The organism is Candidatus Clostridium stratigraminis (assembly GCF_045310675.1).
GTDB lineage: Bacteria > Bacillota > Clostridia > Clostridiales > Clostridiaceae > Clostridium_AT > Clostridium_AT stratigraminis.
This window is the reverse complement of record NZ_JBJHZZ010000004.1, coordinates 69,461-90,571: the sequence shown is the minus strand read 5'-3', so window position 1 is coordinate 90,571 and position 21,111 is coordinate 69,461. Positions and strand designations below refer to the sequence as shown.

Annotated in this window: 21 protein-coding genes; 18 read left to right on the top strand and 3 right to left on the bottom strand. The window is 31.0% G+C overall.

What is annotated here, in order from left to right; genetic code table 11:
- Nucleotides 1–98: 98 nt before the first annotated feature.
- The 11 genes from priA to ACJDUG_RS08430 all read left to right on the top strand — a co-directional run bounded on the left by priA (nt 99) and on the right by ACJDUG_RS08430 (nt 11,066).
- The gene (gene priA, locus ACJDUG_RS08480) at nt 99–2,303 is read left to right on the top strand and encodes a primosomal protein N' (protein WP_406769461.1); all 2,205 of its coding nucleotides are present in this window, start codon (nt 99–101) and stop codon (nt 2,301–2,303) included.
- Nucleotides 2,304–2,342: 39 nt separating this feature from the next.
- Complete coding sequence (def, locus tag ACJDUG_RS08475) at nt 2,343–2,795, top strand: peptide deformylase (RefSeq protein WP_406769460.1); 453 nt, start codon at nt 2,343–2,345, stop codon at nt 2,793–2,795.
- A gap of 2 nt (nt 2,796–2,797) precedes the next feature.
- Nucleotides 2,798–3,727, top strand: coding sequence for a methionyl-tRNA formyltransferase (gene fmt, locus ACJDUG_RS08470; protein ID WP_406769459.1), 930 nt, complete (start codon nt 2,798–2,800; stop codon nt 3,725–3,727).
- Between the two features lie 71 nt (nt 3,728–3,798).
- A complete protein-coding gene (rsmB, locus tag ACJDUG_RS08465) occupies nt 3,799–5,127 on the top strand; it encodes a 16S rRNA (cytosine(967)-C(5))-methyltransferase RsmB (RefSeq protein ID WP_406769458.1) in 1,329 nt (442 codons plus the stop codon).
- Between the two features lie 7 nt (nt 5,128–5,134).
- The gene (rlmN, locus tag ACJDUG_RS08460) at nt 5,135–6,175 is read left to right on the top strand and encodes a dual-specificity RNA methyltransferase RlmN (protein ID WP_406769457.1); all 1,041 of its coding nucleotides are present in this window, start codon (nt 5,135–5,137) and stop codon (nt 6,173–6,175) included.
- 5 nt (nt 6,176–6,180) lie between these two features.
- Nucleotides 6,181–6,921, top strand: coding sequence for a Stp1/IreP family PP2C-type Ser/Thr phosphatase (locus ACJDUG_RS08455; RefSeq protein WP_406769456.1), 741 nt, complete (start codon nt 6,181–6,183; stop codon nt 6,919–6,921).
- Nucleotides 6,896–8,572 (top strand): Stk1 family PASTA domain-containing Ser/Thr kinase, encoded by a 1,677-nt coding sequence (gene pknB, locus ACJDUG_RS08450; RefSeq protein ID WP_406769455.1) that lies wholly within the window; start codon nt 6,896–6,898, stop codon nt 8,570–8,572. The genes ACJDUG_RS08455 and pknB overlap by 26 nt, the downstream gene beginning before the upstream one ends.
- Nucleotides 8,573–8,583: 11 nt before the next feature.
- Nucleotides 8,584–9,450: a ribosome small subunit-dependent GTPase A gene (gene rsgA / locus ACJDUG_RS08445; protein ID WP_406769454.1), complete on the top strand. Its 867-nt coding sequence runs from the start codon at nt 8,584–8,586 to the stop codon at nt 9,448–9,450.
- A complete protein-coding gene (gene rpe, locus ACJDUG_RS08440; protein WP_406769453.1) occupies nt 9,447–10,097 on the top strand; it encodes a ribulose-phosphate 3-epimerase in 651 nt (216 codons plus the stop codon). Before rsgA ends, rpe begins: the two co-directional genes overlap by 4 nt.
- 1 nt (nt 10,098) lies before the next feature.
- Nucleotides 10,099–10,734, top strand: a complete 636-nt coding sequence (locus tag ACJDUG_RS08435; RefSeq protein ID WP_406769452.1) for a thiamine diphosphokinase — start codon at nt 10,099–10,101, stop codon at nt 10,732–10,734.
- A 170-nt stretch (nt 10,735–10,904) separates the two neighbouring features.
- A complete protein-coding gene (locus ACJDUG_RS08430; RefSeq protein WP_406769451.1) occupies nt 10,905–11,066 on the top strand; it encodes a hypothetical protein in 162 nt (53 codons plus the stop codon).
- 150 nt (nt 11,067–11,216) lie between these two features.
- Here ACJDUG_RS08430 and rpmB read toward each other — a convergent pair whose 3' ends face one another.
- Nucleotides 11,217–11,408, bottom strand: a complete 192-nt coding sequence (gene rpmB / locus ACJDUG_RS08425) for a 50S ribosomal protein L28 (protein WP_406764805.1) — start codon at nt 11,406–11,408, stop codon at nt 11,217–11,219.
- A gap of 200 nt (nt 11,409–11,608) precedes the next feature.
- Between rpmB and ACJDUG_RS08420 the strand changes: the two genes are divergently transcribed.
- The 6 genes from ACJDUG_RS08420 to ACJDUG_RS08395 all read left to right on the top strand — a co-directional run bounded on the left by ACJDUG_RS08420 (nt 11,609) and on the right by ACJDUG_RS08395 (nt 17,499).
- Complete coding sequence (locus tag ACJDUG_RS08420) at nt 11,609–11,959, top strand: Asp23/Gls24 family envelope stress response protein (protein WP_406764806.1); 351 nt, start codon at nt 11,609–11,611, stop codon at nt 11,957–11,959.
- Between the two features lie 13 nt (nt 11,960–11,972).
- Nucleotides 11,973–13,625, top strand: a complete 1,653-nt coding sequence (locus tag ACJDUG_RS08415) for a DAK2 domain-containing protein (RefSeq protein WP_406769450.1) — start codon at nt 11,973–11,975, stop codon at nt 13,623–13,625.
- A gap of 99 nt (nt 13,626–13,724) precedes the next feature.
- Nucleotides 13,725–15,785 carry an ATP-dependent DNA helicase RecG gene (recG, locus tag ACJDUG_RS08410; RefSeq protein WP_406769449.1) on the top strand — a complete coding sequence of 687 codons (2,061 nt, stop codon included), beginning with the start codon at nt 13,725–13,727 and terminating at the stop codon, nt 15,783–15,785.
- A gap of 139 nt (nt 15,786–15,924) precedes the next feature.
- Nucleotides 15,925–16,482 carry a 16S rRNA (guanine(966)-N(2))-methyltransferase RsmD gene (rsmD, locus tag ACJDUG_RS08405; protein WP_406769448.1) on the top strand — a complete coding sequence of 186 codons (558 nt, stop codon included), beginning with the start codon at nt 15,925–15,927 and terminating at the stop codon, nt 16,480–16,482.
- 1 nt (nt 16,483) lies between these two features.
- Nucleotides 16,484–16,963, top strand: a complete 480-nt coding sequence (coaD, locus tag ACJDUG_RS08400) for a pantetheine-phosphate adenylyltransferase (protein ID WP_406769447.1) — start codon at nt 16,484–16,486, stop codon at nt 16,961–16,963.
- An 11-nt stretch (nt 16,964–16,974) separates the two neighbouring features.
- The gene (locus tag ACJDUG_RS08395) at nt 16,975–17,499 is read left to right on the top strand and encodes an ATPase (protein ID WP_406769446.1); all 525 of its coding nucleotides are present in this window, start codon (nt 16,975–16,977) and stop codon (nt 17,497–17,499) included.
- On the opposite strand, the gene ylbJ is transcribed toward ACJDUG_RS08395, so the two are convergent.
- On the bottom strand, nt 17,482–18,651 hold the full coding sequence (gene ylbJ, locus ACJDUG_RS08390; RefSeq protein ID WP_406769445.1) for a sporulation integral membrane protein YlbJ: 1,170 nt from the start codon (nt 18,649–18,651) through the stop codon (nt 17,482–17,484). The genes ACJDUG_RS08395 and ylbJ overlap by 18 nt on opposite strands.
- Before the next feature lie 268 nt (nt 18,652–18,919).
- Between ylbJ and ACJDUG_RS08385 the strand changes: the two genes are divergently transcribed.
- Nucleotides 18,920–19,732: an MBL fold metallo-hydrolase gene (locus tag ACJDUG_RS08385; protein ID WP_406769607.1), complete on the top strand. Its 813-nt coding sequence runs from the start codon at nt 18,920–18,922 to the stop codon at nt 19,730–19,732.
- Here ACJDUG_RS08385 and ACJDUG_RS08380 read toward each other — a convergent pair.
- Nucleotides 19,716–20,933, bottom strand: a complete 1,218-nt coding sequence (locus ACJDUG_RS08380; protein ID WP_406769444.1) for a nucleotidyltransferase — start codon at nt 20,931–20,933, stop codon at nt 19,716–19,718. The two genes, ACJDUG_RS08385 and ACJDUG_RS08380, sit on opposite strands and share 17 nt — an antisense overlap.
- Nucleotides 20,934–21,111 lie beyond the last annotated feature (178 nt).

The window sequence follows — 21,111 nt, the reverse complement described above, 5'->3', positions numbered from 1 at the left end:
TTAATATTTAGTAACAAATTTTGCATCTATAAACTGCTATTTGGAATATTTCATATTGTCTAATTTTAGAAAATGTGATTATCATAAAGGGTGATTAAGTGTTTAAATATGCTGGCATTATTGTAAATAATAACTCAATTCAAGTTGATAAAATTTTTACCTACATCGTTCCTGAAGGTCTAAGAAACACCATAGAATTAGGCTATCGGGTTAAAGTACCTTTTGGAATTGGTAATAAAAAGGTTTATGGCTTTATCATTAAACTCTTTGAAGATTATAAAAGTGAAAATAATAATTTGAAGGAAATCTATGAATTAAGTGATTCCTATCCGCTATTAAGAAAAGAAGATATTGAACTTATTGACTTCATGAGAGAAAAGTATCTATGTACCTATTTAGAAGGAATTAAAGCCATTATTCCAACTGGTATTTTAAAAGGTATAAAAACTAAAGTTAATACAGTTTTATATGCTGGAAAAGAGCTTCAGGGTAAGTTTAATAAAGAACCCTATATAAGTATTTTTAACGCAGCAAAGGCGAATAGTGGAAAATACAACAAAAATGAATTGAGCAGATTATTTAACTTTTCATTATCATCCGTAAACACCTTGCTGAAACAGGAATATTTATCAGATGAGAAAGTTATTGTGAATAGGTACAATAACAAAAGCTTTGAAGTATACTCAGAAAAAATACTAAATAGAGAGCAAAAGCAAGCTGTTGAAATAATAAATGAATCAGAAAATAATATTTTTTTAATTCATGGAATAACTGGAAGCGGAAAAACGGAAATTTATATGAAGCTTGTAAGTGAAGCAATTAAAAATAACAAGGAAGCCATAATACTAGTTCCTGAAATATCCTTAACACCTCAAATGGTTGAACGGTTTAAAGGAAGATTTGGCAAAGATATTGCAGTCTTTCATAGTAAATTATCTGAAGGTGAACGTTTCGATGAATGGTTTAGAGTAAAAAATAAACAGGTTAAGGTAGCTATAGGAGCTAGATCAGCTGTCTTTTTGCCCTTTAGTAGTCTTTCCTATATAATAATTGATGAAGAACATGAAAACAGCTATAAATCGGATAGCGATCCTAAATACCTTGCTTTTGATATAGCTAAATATAGATGTGAGTTTGAAAATGCTAAACTCATTCTGGGATCCGCAACTCCATCTGTTGAAACCTATTATAAAGTAGAAGAAGGAAAGATAAAGCTTATAACACTTAGAAACAGGGCTGATAATGCTATTTTACCGCATATTGAAGCAGTAGATATGCGAGAAGAACTCCTAATGCAAAACAAATCAATATTTAGCAGAAAATTATATGTAGAAATGGAAAAGGCTCTTGCAAAAAAAGAGCAGGTAATTCTTTTTTTAAATAGGAGAGGTTTTTCTACCTTTGTCTCCTGCAGAAAATGTGGTTTTGTTTTTAAATGCAGCAAATGTGATATCGCCTTAACTTATCACCAGGAAGATAATACACTAAACTGTCATTATTGTGGTATAAAAAGGAAAATAACAAGTACATGCCCAAAATGTAAAAGTAATTATGTAAAATACTTTGGCATTGGTACAGAAAAAATAGAACAGGAAGTAAAAAAAATCTTTCCTAATGCTAAAACACTTAGAATGGACTTTGATACTACAAGAAGAAAGAATTCCTATGAAGAAATTTATAATTCTTTTAAAAACCACGAGGCCGATATTTTAATAGGAACACAAATGATTGCCAAGGGGTTAGATTTTAAAGGCGTCACCTTGGTTGGTGTTCTTGCAGCGGACCTTTCCTTAAATGTTCCTGATTTTCGCTCTGGTGAAAGAACCTTTCAGTTAATAACGCAAGTTTCAGGCAGAGCTGGCAGAGGAGAAAAGGAAGGAAAAGTAATAGTTCAAACCTATACGCCTGATAATTATAGTATACAATTTTCTTTAACTAATGATTATCTAGGCTTTTATAATAGAGAGACTTCAATAAGAAGGGATATGAACTATCCCCCATATAGCAAAATATTATTAATAAATTTAAGCAGCAAGAAAGAAAGTTTATTAATAAAATATATACAAAATATTGGTATAATTTTAAAGAATAATATAAAGGAAAATGATAAAATAGAAATGTTAGGGCCATGCCCCTGTGCCATTTCTAGGATAAATGATTTTTATCGATGGCAGATAATTTTAAAAGGAAATATTAATTATTCTATTGCAAATAATATTAAGAATATAGTATATGACTTAACAAAGGAGATATATTCCGATTTAAGAGTCAGCCTAGATATAAATCCAACAAGTTTAATGTAATTTATGTAGAGTAAATAAGGAATACAAGGAGGTAATAAAATGGCTTTAAGAAATATAAGAAAAATAGGTGATGAGATTTTAAGAAAAAAATCTAGAACAGTAGATGAAGTTACTGATAGAATACGAATTCTTCTTAGTGACATGCTTGAGACTATGTATGCTGCTGATGGGGTTGGCCTTGCAGCACCGCAAGTAGGAATACTAAAGAGACTTGCTGTTGTTGATGTTGGAGAAGGTCCTGTTTATTTAATTAATCCGGTAATATTAGAAACGGTCGGAGAAGATATAGACGAGGAAGGATGCTTAAGTATTCCAGGTGAACAAGGAATAGTATTAAGACCAAAGAAAATTAAAGTTAAAACATTAAATGAGAAGGGTGAAGAGGTTATTATAGAAGCTTCAGACTTTTTTGCAAGGGCTATATGTCATGAAATGGATCATTTAGATGGAGTACTTTTTGTAGATAAGGTTATTAAAGAAAGCGAGGCATAAAAATGAACATTGTCTTTATGGGTACTCCTGAGTTTGCAGTACCTTCCTTAGAAAAACTTATAGAAAATTATAATGTTACAGCTGTGTTTACCCAGCCAGACAGGCCTAAGGGAAGGGGTAAGAAAATTGGGACTTCCCCTGTTAAAGATACGGCAATAAAATATAATATCCCTGTTTATCAGCCCGAAAAAATAAGAAACGATGGGATCAGTATCGAAACAATTAAAGAACTAAAACCAGATTTTATTATTGTAGTAGCCTTTGGTCAAATTTTGCCAAAGAAAATTCTGGATATACCGAAATATGGCTGCATAAATCTTCATGCTTCGCTGCTTCCTAAATACAGAGGTGCCGCTCCAATAAATTGGGCTGTAATAAATGGTGAAAATATTAGCGGAAACACTACTATGCTTATGGATGTGGGGCTTGATACAGGTGATATGCTTCTTAAAAGTGAGTGTCCTATAAAAAATGATATGACAGCAGGCGAACTTCATGATATTTTAATGGAGGATGGAGCTAATTTACTTCTTGAGACTATAGAAAAGGTAAAAGCAAATAAACTTATACCTCAAAAGCAGGATCATTCAAAAAACACTTATGCTCCAATGCTTACAAAGGAGCTAGCTAAAATAAATTGGAATAAGACAAATATAGAAATTAACAATTTAATTAGAGGCTTAAACCCATTGCCTGCTGCTTATACTGATTATTTAAATAATTCTATGAAAATCTATGAGGCTGAAGTTAAAGTTTCAAACAACAACTACAAGCCTGGCTTTATCATAAGCGTAACAAAAGAGGGAATTGAAGTAGCCGCTGGTGTAGGCAGCATACTCATAAAACGAATTCAATTTCCTGGCGGAAAGCCCTTATCAGTGGAAGAGTATATACGAGGTCATAAGCTAGAAGAAAATATATTTTTAAAATAAAGGATAGTTTAATTTATTTTGAAGTATTAGTAGTTTTTAATGATACTAACAAAATAAAATGAGGTAAAATAATGGAAAACGCTAGAAAAGTTGCAGTAGATATTCTTCAAAGTATATTTGATAAAGGCGGATATTCAAATATTGTCTTAAACAAAAGCCTTAGTAAGGCAGATCTAGAAAATAGAGATAAGGGCCTAGTAACTGAAATTGTCTATGGAACCATTAAATATAAATATACTATAGATAAAATATTAAGTAAATTCTTAAAGAATGGTTTAAAAAAGCAGGACAGCTTTCTTTTAAATATTTTAAGAATTACTATATATCAAATTAAATACTTGGAGAAGATTCCACAATTCGCTGCTGTTAATGAAGCTGTGGAGCTTACTAAAAAATATAGGTCCTTAAGCTCCTCTAAAGTTGTAAACGGAGTGCTTAGAAATTATTTAAGAAGTGAGGACAGCTCGTATATAAATGAAAGTAATAATTTAGAGACATTATGCTTTAATTATTCCTTTGAGCCTTGGATGGTAAAGCTTTTAATTAAACAGTACGGAATGGTTACAGCTGAAAATATAATGAAGGGTCTAAATAAGGTACCAAGTATTACACTTAGGGTAAATAATATTAGGACCAATTATGAAAATGCAATTAAAGATCTTAATTCTTACGGATATGAAATTGAAGAAGGCAATGTTTGCCCGGAAGCAATAAGAATAATTAAAGGCAAAAGCATAGAAAATAATCCTCTTTTTTTAAGCGGCATGGCAACAGTTCAGGATGAAAGTGCTATGCTAGTTGCACCTTTAATGTCACTTAGGGAGAATATGACAGTTTTGGATTTATGCAGTGCTCCAGGCGGTAAAACTACACATATATCTGAGATAATGAATAATACCGGTAGGGTTTATGCCTTTGATATTCATAAGGATAAACTTGCCCTTATACAGCAGAATGCTAAAAGACTTGGAATTACTAATATTGAATGTTCAGCTTTAGATGCAGCAGTTTATAATGAAGCTTTAAAAGATTTGGGTGATAGAGTGCTTATTGATGTTCCATGTTCTGGTTTTGGCATTATTAGAAAGAAACCTGAAATTAAATGGACTAAGAATGAAGCTGAATTAACTAGCTTAATAGCTATTCAAAGAAAAATAATGAAAAATGCCGCTTTATACGTAAAAAATGGGGGTTATATTTTATACTCAACCTGTACCTTAAATAAGAAAGAAAATGAAGAAAACATTAAATGGTTTTTATCTAATAATAAAAATTTTGCTATTGATAGAATTTTCTTTGGAAATGCCGTAAATATATGTTATAGTGATTTTGGGGTTACTATTCTACCCAATGAGAACATGGACGGATTTTTTATTGCTAAATTATACAAAATAGAGTAGGTGTTTTATGAAAAATATTTTAGATTATGATTTGCCAGAGCTTAAGCTTTGGATGAAAGAAAATAATGAAAGTGAATTTAGAGCTAAGCAGGTTTTTCAGTGGTTATACAAAGGTCTATCTGAATTTAGTGAAATGAATAACCTTCCGAAAGCTATAATTGAGAAACTAAGCAATGCTTTTTATATTGAACTTCCTAGTATTGTCCATGTATTAAAAAGTGAAGATGAAACTTACAAGTTTCTTTTAAGCTACAGAGACGGCAATATAATTGAAACGGTTGTAATGAAATATAATTATGGCAATTCCATTTGTGTATCTACTCAAATAGGCTGCAAAATGGGCTGTAAATTTTGTGCCTCAACCCTTGGTGGTATTGTAAGAAACCTAAGTTCTGGTGAGATTTTAGCTGAGATTCTCGTTGCACAAAACTATATTAATGAAAGAATTTCAAACATAGTTCTTATGGGAAGCGGAGAACCTTTAGATAATTATAATAATGTAGTTAAGTTTATTAATTTAGCCAATGCAGATTATGGTTTTAATATAGGACAAAGGCACATTACACTTTCCACCTGTGGAATTGTTCCTAAAATTTATGAGCTATCAAAACTCAGGCTGCAAATAACTCTAGCAATATCTTTACACTCACCAAATGATGACCTTAGAAGGTCTATGATGCCAATTGCAAATCTATATTCTATAGAAGAATTAATTAAAGCTTGCAAGGCATATATTAAAGAAACCAATAGGAGAATTACATTTGAATATGCCTTGGTTTTTAATACTAATGATAAAAAAGAAAATGCAGAAGAACTTGGCAAGTTATTAAAGGGTATGTTATGTCATGTCAATTTAATCCCTGTAAATGAAGTAGCTGAAAATAACTTTAAAAAGTCTACAGATGAGCAGATTTATAAGTTTCAAAATACTTTGGAGGAATATGGTATAGAAACTACAATTAGAAGGGAAATGGGCTCTGATATCAATGCTGCATGTGGTCAGCTTAGAAGAAGTTTTATACAAAGTAATAGCTCAGTAAAGGAGTGAAATAAATGATTGGCATGCTTTCAGACATAGGGAATGTTAGAAAAGTCAATGAAGACTATATAGGTTTTCATGAAGATTCTAATAAAAAACTTTATGTTGTAGCTGACGGTATGGGTGGACATAATGCTGGAGAAATTGCCAGTAAAATAGCCGTGGAAAATACTATTGAATTTGTATTTTCCGCTAGACTTAACGAACAAATAGATATTTTACTAAAACAAGCCATAGAAGCTTCTAACAATAAAATATATGAGGTTTCTAATACTGATCTTGCACTTAAAGGTATGGGTACTACAATTACTGCCTGCTTGATTACTGGTAATAAAATGGTTGTTGCAAATGTAGGAGACAGCAGGTGCTATATTTTAGAAAATGATAATTTTCATCAAATAACTAATGATCACTCTCTTGTACAAGAACTTGTAGATAATGGTTCTATTACAGAAGAGGAAGCTGCAATTCATCCCAACAAAAATGTAATAACCAGAGCTCTGGGAACAACTGCGAATGTTGAAATTGATATTTTCTCAACTGACCTAAGGAGTGTATCCAAGGTTATGCTGTGTACTGATGGATTAACTAACTCATTAACAAAAGAGGAAGTCTACCAAATTATAATTGATAATGACTGTGAAACCTCTTGTCTTAAGTTAATAGAGTTAAGCAAAGAGCGCGGTGGAAGAGACAATATTAGTGTGATTATATTTGAAGGAGAGTGCAATGATGGTAGGGACTTTACTAAATAATAGATATGAAATTTTAGAAAAAATTGGCGAAGGCGGAATGGCTAAGGTATATAAGGCTAAGGATCATTTGCTGAATAGATTTGTTGCTGTTAAGGTTTTAAAAAATGAGTTTGCGAAAAATACAGAATTTGTAGTAAAATTCAAAGCTGAAGCAGCTGCAGCAGGCAGTATTTCTCATAGTAATATTGTAAACATATTTGATGTAGGCTCTGAGGAAAATGTAAATTATATTATTATGGAATATGTAAATGGCAGAACTTTAAAAGAGCTCATTATTCAAAATGGAAAGTTAGATTACAATAGAGCCTTAGATTTCGGCATTCAAATAGCAAAGGCCTTAGAATGTGCCCATAAAAATAACATTATACATAGAGATATAAAGCCTCAGAATATTTTAGTTACAGATGATGGCTTAGTTAAAGTTACTGACTTTGGTATAGCTAAGGCTACAAATTCTGTTACAATTACTAATACAAATAAGGTAATAGGCTCTGCCCATTATTTCTCTCCCGAACAAGCTAAAGGTTCTGTTGTCGATGGAAGAACTGATATTTATTCGCTTGGAATAGTATTGTATGAAATGGTAACTGGCAGGGTTCCCTATGATGCTGAAAGTCCAGTATCAGTTGCATTGAAACATCTGCAGGAGCCTGTTGTACCTCCAGTTTATTTAAACAGTAATATTCCTGATGGACTAAATAATTTAATATTAAAGGCAATGGAAAAAGAACCAATTGGCAGATACCAAAACATTAAAGACATGCTTTTAGATTTGCAGAGAATAAAAAATAATACACATTACAAGGTGGAGTTTAACAGTACTGAGGATGAATACACTAAGGTTATGGCACCAGTAAGTGACAATAAAGATGAAGAATACGATGAAGATGAGGAAGAAATAGGCACTAAATCAAATAAGAAAAAACTTGCTGCAATACTTATACCCTTAGCGGCTTTAGTCATTGCAGTTGGTGTATTTGCTGGATGGTATATGAGTCAGAAACCATCACTAATAAGTAGTGATACAACAGTACCAAAAATTATTGGGCTTAGTGAAGCTGACGCTCAAAATGCTGTTAAGGCAAACAACTTAAAATTTGTAGATGCTGGGAGACAACAAAGCGATAAACCAGCTGGTACAGTAATAGCATGTTCTCCAGATGAAGGTAGTACAATAAAAACAAATCAAAATGTTAGAGTTTATATAAGCTCAGGACCAGCCACTAATACTGTTCCTGACCTCTACAATATTGATATTGCATCTGCTACAGCTATGATTACAAATAATGGTTTTAAACTTGGTAAGGTAGATCATAAATTTGATGATATTGTACCAAAGGATAATGTAATAAGCCAGACCCCAACTAAAGATACACCTGCAACTGCCGGAACAACAATTGATTTAGTGGTTAGTTACGGACCAGAAATTAAATATAGTATAGTTCCAGACCTAACTAATGCTACATTAGAGCAGGCAAAGACACTATTAACAAATTCTAATCTTAAAATTGGAAATCTAATAGTAATTCAAACAGATAACAAAGCTTTAGATGGTAAAGTAGCAACCCAATCACTTACAGCTAAGAGCCAAGTTAAACAAGGAACCGTAGTAGATGTTAGTTATTACGTATTTACAGAAGCTGGAGCATAAAAGGAGATACTATGGACGGAACTATAGTAAAAGGAATTGGTGGATTTTATTATATTAAAGCTCAAGATGATGTTATTGAATGTAAGGCAAGGGGTAAGTTCAGATTTAATGAACTTACCCCAATGGTTGGAGATAAGGTTGACATAACCGTAAAAAACAATAAAGGGGTTATAGAAAAGATATATGAAAGATCTAGTGAACTTCTAAGACCAAGTGTTGCAAATGTCTCTCAAGCCTTTGTTGTTTTTACCTTTAAGAATCCTGAACTTAACTTAGAGCTCTTAAATAAGTTTTTATTGCAATGTGAAAAAAACAATTTAGAGGTAGTTATTTGCTTTAATAAAATTGATTTAGTTGATTTAAAGGAATATGAAGATATTTTTCATATGTATATTAATGCTGGCTACGATTGTATTTACTTAAATGCTAAAAATGGCATTGGAATAGAGCTTTTAAAAGAGAAGCTTTCTAATAACATTACTGTATTTTGTGGTCCTTCTGGAGTAGGCAAATCCACTTTGTGTAATAAACTTATTGGAAGAGAACTTATGGAAACAGGAAACATAAGTGAAAAATCTAGCAGGGGTAAACATACTACAAGGCATAGCGAATTAATCGAATGTAAGCAAGGTTTTATAGTAGATACGCCGGGCTTTTCTTCCCTTGAAATTATTGATATTGAAAAAGATAAGCTTCAGAATTTTTTTCCTGAATTTAGAGTCTATAAAGATACCTGTAAATTTACAGGCTGTCTTCATTACAAAGAGCCTTCTTGCTCCGTAAAAGAAGCTGTAAAAGAGAATAAAATAAATGATATTCGTTACAATTTTTACATTAAAATACTTGAAGAATTAATGCAGGGGAGGATAAAAAGATGATTAAAATAGCACCCTCTATACTTTCAGCAGACTTCTCAATACTGGGCAGCGAAGTTAGTGAACTAGAAAAGTATGGAGCAGATTTTATACATATAGATGTCATGGATGGTAAGTTCGTACCCAATATTACTTTTGGACCACCTGTAATTAAAAGCATAAAAAAATATTCCAGGCTTCCCTTTGATGTCCACCTTATGATTGAAGAGCCTTCAAGGTATATTGAAGACTTTGTAAAGGCTGGAGCAGATATTATTACTGTTCATTACGAAGCAGATAAACATATTGATCGAACAATAAATTATATAAAAAGTTTTAATGTTAAGGCAGCAGTTGCACTTAATCCAGGTACTCCAGTTTCTAATATTAAAGATATTTTAAAAGAATTGGATATGGTACTTATTATGAGTGTTAACCCTGGATTTGGCGGTCAGAAATTTATAGATTACAGCAAGGATAAAATAAAGGAACTAAGAGAAATGGCTAATTCTAATAATTCAGAGTTTTTAATAGAAGTAGATGGTGGAATAGATAAAAATAATATTGGCCAAATAGTACAAAGTGGTGCAAATGTTATAGTAGCAGGCTCTGCAGTCTTTAAAAATCATACTATTAAAGAAAATATTTTAGACTTAAGAAGCGGATTGTAAAATGAAATGCATAATAATTGCAGGAGGTACACCTCCTAGTTTAGAACTTTTAAAAGAGGAAATAGATGGTTCAGCCTTTATTATATGTGCTGATAGCGGTGCAGATTGTCTGTTAAGATATAATATTACTCCTCAATATTTAATTGGTGATTTTGATTCTATAAATAGAGATGCTTTTAATTACTTATCAAGCAGTAATTGTAATATAGAAAGATATCCAGTGGCTAAGGACTGCACAGACTCTGAATTGGCATTACTTAAGGCAAAAGAGTTAGGTGTTGATAAAATTGTATTTTTAGGCTGTACCGGCTCTAGACTTGATCATACCTTAGGTAATTTTGGTCTTCTTTTAAAATGCTTAAATAGCAATATAAAAGGTTATATAAGAGATGCTAATAACTATATAGAGTTATTAAATAGTCCCATTATAATTTCCGGTAAGCCTAAAGAAAAATTTTCTCTGCTTGCCTATAATTCTACTATTAAGAATTTGACAATTTACGGTGCTGGATACCCACTTAATAACTACGAATTATCCATAGGGGATTCTTTAACAGTATCTAATGAATTTAAAGATTCTGAAATTACAATAACCTTCTCAGGTGGTTATCTGCTTTTATTTAGAAGTAAAGATTAATAAATATTAATAAAAATCCCTTAGGGGATTTTTTTAATTTAAAGCTATGCAAGGCAAAATATTCTTCAATTTTTATCAATTTTAATTTAGTATAAAAAGGTTTTATTTTTGTCACAAAATATTAAGTTAAGCATATAATAGTAACAAAGCAATAGGGTGAGGTATGCGCTTTGTCAATAAAACGAAGATTTAAGAAAAATATAGGGTGGATAGTAGCCTCTATAGGTATTGGAATTATAATTACCTTTATTATACCTTTTTGGGGATGGATGATTACAGTGGGCGGTGGACTTATATACGTCGGCTGGAGAATAATAGATAACCAACATTAATAATGGTTTGGAGGGATATAAATGAAAATAGTAGCTATAAAGCTGCCTAGATGTATAGCTTCCATATTAAAAGTTTTCATAAGAAAAAAAAAATAAATTGAACATAAATAATAAAAAATGCAATTGTTTTACAACTGCATTTTTTATTATTTATACAGCACGTTGAACTCTACCTGAACGTAGACATCTTGTGCAAACATGTATTGTTCTTGGGGTTCCTTCAACAACTGCCTTAACTCTTCTTAGGTTTGGAGCCCATTTTCTCTTCGTTTTACGATTTGAATGACTTGCCTGTAATCCTGATATAACACCCTTATTGCATATTTCACATCTTCTTGACACAAAAACACCTCCTTAGAAATTGTGAAGAATTTATCTTCTCAATCCAAACATGTATTATTTTATCACACATTTTGGCTTTTTTGCAAGTATAAAATGAAATAATTAGCTAAATAATTAAACTTAAGTATTAATTTTATTGAATAAATTCTATATTTAATATAAAATAGTCTATATGATCTTTTTAATTGAGGAGGGATATTATGATAGGCAATATTCAAAACGAAAACGGAGTTATTAGTTATTCCGAAGAAGTAGTTGCAAATATTGTTGGAGTTTCAACCATGGAATGCTACGGAGTTGTAGGTATGGCATCTAAAAATGCTAAGGATGGCCTTTGGGAACTTATTAAAGGAGAAAACTTAAGCAAAGGTGTAAAACTTCATTCAAAAGAAAATGAATTATCAATTGAATTATATATAATAGTTGAATATGGAACTAAGATTTCTGTTATAGCTAATAATATAATTCAAAAGATAAAATATAACATTGAAAATTTAACTGGACTTAAGGTTTCCAGTATTACAGTTAACGTACAAGGTGTTAGAGTCTAAGGGGGTACTTTTAATGGAATTCATAAAGATAGATGGGATACATTTTCACAACATGGTTATAAATGCTTCAAACAAACTGGAGGAGCAAAAAGCCTTTGTAAATTCCTTAAATGTATTTCCTGTTCCAGATGGTGATACTGGAACTAATATGTCAATGACCTTTAGAGCTGCAGTTTCAGAAATTGAAAATATGGACAGCAAATCTATTGGTGAAGTTTCGAAGAGATTAGCTAAAGGAGCCTTAATGGGAGCTAGAGGAAACTCTGGTGTAATTTTGTCTCAAGTTTTTAGAGGTATTGCCAAAGGTTTGGAAGATAAAACCGAGGTAGATACTTTAGAATTTGCAAATGCCTTATTGGAAGGCTCTAAATCAGCATATAAGGCTGTAATGAGACCAACTGAAGGAACAATTTTAACCATTATAAGAGCTGCAGGTGAAAGTGCAGTAAGAAGTACTGCAGTAAATATAACAGCTTTAATGGAGGAAGTATGTGAACAAAGTGAAATAATGCTTAATAAAACTCCAGAAATGCTTCCTGTTCTTAAAAAGGCAAAAGTAGTTGATGCTGGTGGTATGGGGCTCTTAATTATACTTAAAGGTATGTTTGAAGCTTTAAAATTTAATATAAAGGCTGAAATATCAAATACCTCCAGTAATAATAATGAAACCTTTAATGCTGCACAAATACTAGGTGAACAAAACATTGAATTTGGCTACTGTACAGAATTCTTTGTTTTAGGTAAAGATATTAATGTAGATAACTTCAGAAATGAATTAAATCCACATGGTGATTCTATGATAGTTGTTGGTACTGAGGATGCCGTTAAAGTACATATTCATACTAATGACCCTGGTTTAGTACTTTCAAAGGCTGTAAAGCTTGGTGAGTTATCTAAAATTAAAATAGATAATATGAGAGAACAACATAAGCATGTACTTTATGATGAAAATACCATTAATAAAGAAACTTCTAATAGCAGTGATATTGAAGAAGCAGCAGTAGAGGCTAAAAAATATGCTTTTATATCAGTTGCAATGGGAGAAGGAATAAAGAATATTTTTGAAGACTTTGGTGTTGACTACGTTATAGAAGGTGGTCAGACAATGAATCCCAGCACTCAGGATATTTTAAACTGCATTGAAAAATTAAATGCTGAAAATATTTTTGTTCTTCCTAATAATAAAAATATAATTATGGCTGCAAATCAAGCTGCTGAACTTTCAGAAAAAAATATTGTTGTAGTACCTACTAAAACTATCCCGCAGGGTATAGCTTGTATTACCATATTTGATTCAGAAGGGGCTTTAGAAGATAACGTAACAGCTATGAATGAAGCAATTGAAAAGGTAACTACAGGTCAGGTAACCTACGCTGTCAGAGATACAGAAATGGATGGCAAGGCCATTAATGAAGGTGATATTTTAGGCCTTCTTGAAGGTAAGATTAATGTAGTTGGTAATGATATATATGAGGTATGCGAAAATGTATTAGCTAACATGTGTGATGAAAACAGCGAGCTAATTACAATATTATATGGCGCGGAAACAGATGAAGCTAAAGTTTCTGAGCTAGTATCTAAATTAGAGGAAAAGTATCCCGATAAAGATATTCAAAGCTACAATGGAATGCAGCCTCTGTATTACTTTATAGTTTCTGTGGAATAAGAAAAACCTTCGGGTTTTTTATTCTTTGGCTATGGCTTAACTTGGTTACAATTAACCTAAGTTTAGCCATAGCTTATTCTATATATGGGAGTGTTACTCATGAATATTTACGAAGATATCTCTTATTTAAAAGGGGTAGGACCTAAGATGCAAAAGCTCTTAAATAGCCTTGGAATTATAAATATCATAGATTTAATATTATATTTTCCTAGAGATTATGAAAAATATTATATTAACAGTAACGGTGAGAAAAATATATCCGGAAGCAAAATAATTATAAATGGTATCGTTGTTAGAATTGAAAGAGACTTAAGAACAAAAAATGGGAAAGTAATTTCAACCGTAGTCTTAAAGGACAAGAAGGGCAAATTTTTTAAATGTAAATGGTTTAACCAGCCTTACATGAAGGATAAATTTATAATTGATATTCCTTATACTCTTAGTGGTAAAGTTCAAGAATTTAATGGAGAAAAAATAATTGTAAATCCAAGTATAATAAAAGATTTTAAGCCTATTAACGATTTAAATTCAGAAAAAGACACTAGATTTTCTCCTAAATATGCATTAAAAAGTGGAGTAACAAATAATTTCTTAATTAAATTAATCTCGCAAATTCTTTCAAAGGTGGATATTGTAGAAAATTTGCCTGAAGACTTATTAAAGAAATATAAGCTTTGCAATCTTAATTTTGCAATAAATAATATTCATAACCCTAAGAGCCTAGAAGTTTTAACTATGGCTCAAAGGCGCCTTAAATTTCAGGAGCTTTTTACTTATTCTTTAAAAATTTTACTTCTAAAGGAATATGTTAATAATACAAAAAAGGGTATAGCCTTTAAAATGTCTCCGGACTTAAAGGTTTTAAAGGCTTCCTTGCCATATGCCCTTACAAATGCTCAAAACAGGGTTATAAGAGAAATTCTCTTAGATCAAAAGTCGATGAAGCAGATGAATAGATTAGTACAAGGCGATGTTGGCAGCGGGAAAACCATTGTAGCTATTATAAGCATTTTTAATACAATTAAAAATGGCTATCAAGCTGCTTTTATGGCTCCTACCGAAATCCTTGCAGCACAGCATTATATAGAATTAAATAAAATACTAGGAAAGTTTAACATTAATATTTCCTTACTTAATGGAAGTGTTCCTAAGAAACAGAAAGATTTAATTAAAGAAGATATAAAAAGCGGGAATGTGCAAATTGTAGTTGGTACCCACGCTCTTCTTGAGGAAAGTGTGGAATTTAATAATTTAGGCTTAGTAGTAACAGATGAACAGCATCGTTTTGGAGTTATGCAGAGGAGTAAATTATTTAATAAAGGTCAAATTATTGATGTATTAGTTATGACTGCTACTCCAATACCTAGAACAATGTCATTATTTTTATATGGTGATTTAGATATTTCTGTAATTGATGAACTGCCTCCAGGAAGACAGAAAATAGAAAGCTCATATCTTTCAGAAAATAAAAAAAGCAAAGCTTATCGCTTTGCATTAGAAGAGATAAAAAAGGGCAGGCAAGTCTATGTTGTATGTCCCTTGGTAGAGGAAACAGAAAGTTCTGAGCTTAGTTCTGTAGAAAAGCTATATAATCTGCTTACTAATAATTATTTTAAGGGTATAGAAATAAAAATGCTTCATGGTAAAATGTCTGCAGCAGATAAAAATCAGATTATGGATAGTTTTAAAAAAGGTGATACAAAGGTTTTAGTTTCTACTACAGTAATAGAAGTTGGCATTAATGTGCCTAATGCTACTATTATGATAATTGAAAATGCAGAACGATTCGGACTTGCTCAGCTTCATCAATTAAGGGGCAGAGTTGGAAGGGGAGAGTTTAAATCCTATTGCATTTTAATTGCTAATATTAAAAATGAAACAATTAAAAAACGATTAGATATAATTCAAAATAACACAGATGGTTTTAAAATAGCTGAAGAGGACCTTAAAATCAGAGGCGGCGGTGAATTATTTGGCTTTAAACAACATGGTGATACGGGACTCATTCTAGCTGATTTAATAAATGATTTCAGTATGCTTAAAGTTGCCAATAGTGAGGCACGAAATCTGCTTAAAAGCCCCGAGGCAAAAGATATTAAGGTTAAAGAAGATATAATCAAGGCTATGGACAATACTTCAAGGTTCATATGTTTTAATTAAGAACAAAAATCTCCATCTTTAGTAATTAAAATTTGCATTATATAAGGTATTTTTATTTATTTTCTTGAAGTATGGAGATATTTGTATTATTCTATGTATATATGTAATTTTATGATTTTTATCAAAAGGAGTGAAAGCTATGAGAATTATTTCAGGTGAAGCAAAGGGCAGAAAGCTATTATCTCCTGAAGGCATGGGTACTAGGCCAACATTAGATAGAATAAAGGAATCAATTTTTAATATAATACAAGATAGAATTTATGGTTCTGTTGTTATAGATGTATTTGCAGGTACTGGAAGTTTAGGCCTGGAGGCAGTTAGCCGCGGTGCTAAGGAATGTTATTTAATTGATAAAGGAGAAACTACCTTTAAGTATTTAAAGCAAAATGTTGAGAATTTCAAATTCACTGAGAGATGCAAGTGTTTAAATATGGATTCCTATGATGCTTTAGAAAATTTAGTTAATAAGAATATAAGCTTTGATTTAATTTTTATTGATCCACCTTACCTAAAAGATATGATACCGCCAGCAATTGATATTATAACAAAAGGAAACTTACTTAAAAAAGACGGTCTAATAGTATGTAAAATTGATACAAAAGAAACCTTATATGAAGGAAACTTAAAAATTAAGCTTACAGATCATAGAGTGTATGGAAACACAACTGTATGTTTCTATAAGTACCTGGAGGATTAATATGAAAAGAGCAGTTTATCCTGGAAGCTTTGACCCAATTACAAATGGTCATCTAGATATTATTAAAAGAGCTTCAGAAATTTTTGATGAGGTCATTGTGGGCGCTCTGGTAAATCCTGATAAGAAGGGATTGTTTGATATTACTGAACGGGTAAACCTAATAGAAAAATCCACCTCTAATATCAGAAATGTGAGAGTAGAAAGTTTTACTGGACTCTTAATTGATTTTATGAAGAAGACTGATACTAAAATAATTGTTAAAGGCTTAAGGGCTATTTCTGATTTTGAATACGAGTTTCAAATGGCCATGTTAAATAACAAATTAGATTCCAATATAGAAACCGTATTTTTAATGACTAGTGAAAAGAATTCATATATAAGTTCTTCATCTATTAAACAGATTGCTATGTTTGGGGGCAGCATAACAGACTTTGTTCCAGAAATTATAGTTAATGATATTTTGGATAAATTTAAAAAGTAGGGGGATATATTATGGAAGTAATAAAACTATTAGAATACCTTCAAGAAATTCTAGACACAGCTTCTAAGGTTCCTGTTACAGGAAAAATACTTGTAGATAAGAAAGAAGTTATGAATGTTGTAGATCAAATTATAAATTATCTTCCAGATGAATTTAAAAAAGCTCAGTGGATCGTGGAAGAAAAGGAAAGAATACTTGGAGAAGCTCATGAGGAGACCTCTACCATGAAAAAAGAAAGCATGGATTTAATTAAAAGACAGATTGAAAACCACGATATCACTAAGGAGGCAATGCTTAGAGCTGAAGAAATTATTGCTTCAGCCCAAAGGGATGCAAAATCCATGAGACTTGGAGCTAGAAATTATGCTGATGAAATCCTAACTCAGCTTGAAAAACAAATTACAGATAGAGGTAACTCCATGGTTGCAAACATTAAAATTCAAGTTGAAGGCTTTGTAGAAGGATTAAGTACAGAAGTTAATTCAGATCTAACTACTATACGAGAAAACATTAAAGAATTAAGAGGAATGAAGTAGCCTGATAATTCTATTTAATATAAAGGGTACTATCAATAACAACATTATTATTAGTAGGATGGGTAAATCATTAATATTTTTGCTGTTTGCTGCAAAAACATCTACAGTTTTACTTATAAATAATAATTTATATAAAATTGCAGATACAATTGAACAAATTAGGCCTTGGAGGGCCTTTCTTATCATGTATTTTTTCATAGATAAATTATATTTATAGGTAAAGGAAAATACCTGAGAAATTACTGAAAAGCCACTAAAACCTAAGAAGAAGCTTATCAAAATAGTTTTAGCATAGAGACTAATGTCAGTGGAAGATATTAAAAAGCTTCCATTGGTCATTTCAATTAACCCTAAAGCCATTCCTTGTGTTATATTTTTATTTAGATTAAGCAGTGTGCTGATACCATTTATGGCAATATCAAAGATGATATTGCTTTTTATTATTCCTATTATTACACTAAATAAGATAACAAATCCTCCAATACTTATAGATGTCTTAATAGAATTTTCTATACTATCCTTTAAAATAATACCTATGTTAATTTTAGGTGTTAAAATCTCATTACTTCTTTTAAAGGCTTTATAAGGTACTTTAGCTGGAAGTATAATTCCCATAACAAAACAAGATATGTAATTTGAAACAAGAAGAAGATAGCCAATATAATTATTTTTAAGCATAGATGTACCTACTGCTCCAATTACAAATAAAGGACTCGCATTACTCGCAATATTAATAAGCCTTTCACAGGTTAAAAAATCTATGTGGCCATTATCATACAATTCACAGGCATATTTAGCACCTAAGGGGTAGCCGCAAAAGAAGCTTACCATTAATGCAAAGGTACACTGAAGGGGCAGCCTTAATGGCTTACAAATAATATTACCTAGTATATTTGAATATATTTTTATTCCATCATAGGACATCATAATACTTGTAATTACTAAAAAAGGAAATAATGAAGGAAATACTTTATTTACAAATAAATTAACTCCAAGCAGTGCAGAGTTTATACAAAGCTTTGGAGTTAACAAGATTTGCACAATTAGAAGGGAGCAAATTATAGTTACTAACAAGCTTTTATTAAGGGACTTAAATAATAAATATATTAATAATGCTATAAAAAGAACTATTATGAAAAATAATAAATTCAACAAAATCTCCTCATTTTCAGTATTTGTATAATTATATTTTAGCCTAGTACAAATTTATTACATTTATTCTAAACTGTTTTACATAGTTTAAGGAAATTAAATCATTTTAAAAAGATTATAAGAAAGGAAGTGAAATTTAGTGTTTGTGCCTTAAAAGAGCATACTTCACTAAGAATATTATATGGAAATTAAGCAGATAAAAGGAAGTACCTTTAGTATTGATACAGGTATGTCAACTATACCTTTTTATAAAATAAACGATTAAGAAATAATTTTACTTGATACTGGCTGGGCAAAGGGAGAAAGAGAAGGAATAGAAGAACTCCTTGATAAAAATAACTTTAATGTAGCTGGCATTTTAAACAGTCATGCTCATATAGATCATATTGGAAACAATGCATACTTTAAAAAGAAATACAATTCTATTATTGCAATGCCAGCTTATGAAGCACATGTTTGCAGTTCTGCCGTCAATCTGAAGGTTTACTACAGTAATCAAACTTTAACAGAAATAACAGAACATTATGGCCATATGATTTGTGATACTGATATTAAAATTTTAGATGAGGAAAATAAAATATATGTATGCGGAATAAAATTTAAAATTCTTCATACACCAGGGCATAGTCCAGCACACATTTGCATTATTACACCTGATAATGTGGCGTACTTAGGGGATGCCCTTATTAGTTATGAGGTAATTGAAGGAGCTAAAATGCCCTACGCTTTTATACTTAAAGAGGATTTAAAAAGTAAGGATAAGCTTTATAACTTATGCTGCAGCAAATATGTTGTAGCTCATAAAGGTGTATTTGATGACATTACTAAACTTATTACAGATAACATTAATTTTTATAAAAATAGAGCACTAAGGGTCTTCGATGTAATTGAAGGTTCAATGACCATGGAAGATATTCTAAGAGCTGTAATAAAAAGCTTTCACATTCATGTTAACAGTAAAAATAAATATTCCCTGATTGAAAGAATGCTTAGATCCTACGTTGAATATCTAAATGAAACAGGAGCTATACAATTAAAAATGGAAGATGGCTTTCTAAAGTATTCTAAAATAACTTTATAGGGTTAATTAGAAAGTCACTTAAGGGATCTATTTTGGAATTTAAAAGGCTATATGCCTTTGTAGCTTGAATTTCTAAGTCAAGGACTTCATTATGGACTTTAGGAAGCTTAGTATATATTGGTATATTTGAGCTTTTCTTAAGGTCCTTAAGTATTTTAGCTCCTATTTCATTAAAGCCTAATATTCGTACATAAGGGCAAGATTCTTTTCTTAAAATTTCAGTATTATAGCTTTCAAAGCCTATGAAATATTGGCAAAGTATTCTACTTATTCTAGTGTAAGTGAATCTTTTACTTTTTATATTTTGAATTAAGTCATCATAATCATTTATCCTATCCAAGCTTTTATATATTTTATTGTGAAGGCCTTCAATAACATCCGGTAGTTTTTCTATTTTAGGATTACCACAAAAATATTTATATTTAATATATTTAAGCATATTACTTCCACTCACAAAATCATAATTGCTATTTTTAAGGTCTAAAAGCAAATTATAACTTGATTTAGGCAAATGCTTATAAAGTTCAGATAGATCATCGTTTTCTTTAACATATTTTCTAATTGCAGTTGCACTTGAAAACATATTATCCATAACTTCACTGTTATAGGGGGCACCTTCACGTCTAATTGTATATGGCTTAATATTGCTGTTTAACCTTATTAAGCTTTTTAGATATTCAATACCTAAAATATTATTAGAAGTACTTAAGCTTTGTTCAAGATTTTTATCTATAATATTTTTATCTTTAATATACTCTCTTAAAGCTAAGCTTCTTGCTTTTGCATAACCATATCCCAAATCTAAATATTGTTTTAGGTTTTTCTTGAATTCAAGCGGTTCCTTTAAAAGTATTTTAGATATACTTTTAAGAAATTCTATGTCTCCATCCTCACTTCCAAAAGAAATACTATTTACTGCACCTAAACTGTTTAAAAGACTTACTGCACCAAAGGCAAAAAACTCAGCAGAAGATAAGCTATACAGTACTGGAAGTTCTAAAACAAGGTCAGCACCACTTTCTAGAGCTGTCTTTGTTCTTTTCCACTTATCTACCATAGCCGGCAGACCTCTTTGCACAAAATTGCCGCTCATAACACATATAATTGCATCAGCACCAGTTAGCTCCTTTGTTTTTTCCATATGATATATATGTCCGTTATGTAAGGGATTATATTCCGAAATTATGGATGTTATATTCATTCTTTCACAACCTTTTACCTTAATAAAATAATAATTATATTCACTATTTATACTAGAACTATACTTATTATGTACATTATAGCAAAATCTTAAGGTATATTTTAGACATTTTTGTTGAAAAGTATATTAATAATGAGTTATTATAATATATGGTGTATATGTATTGAAAAATACAGAA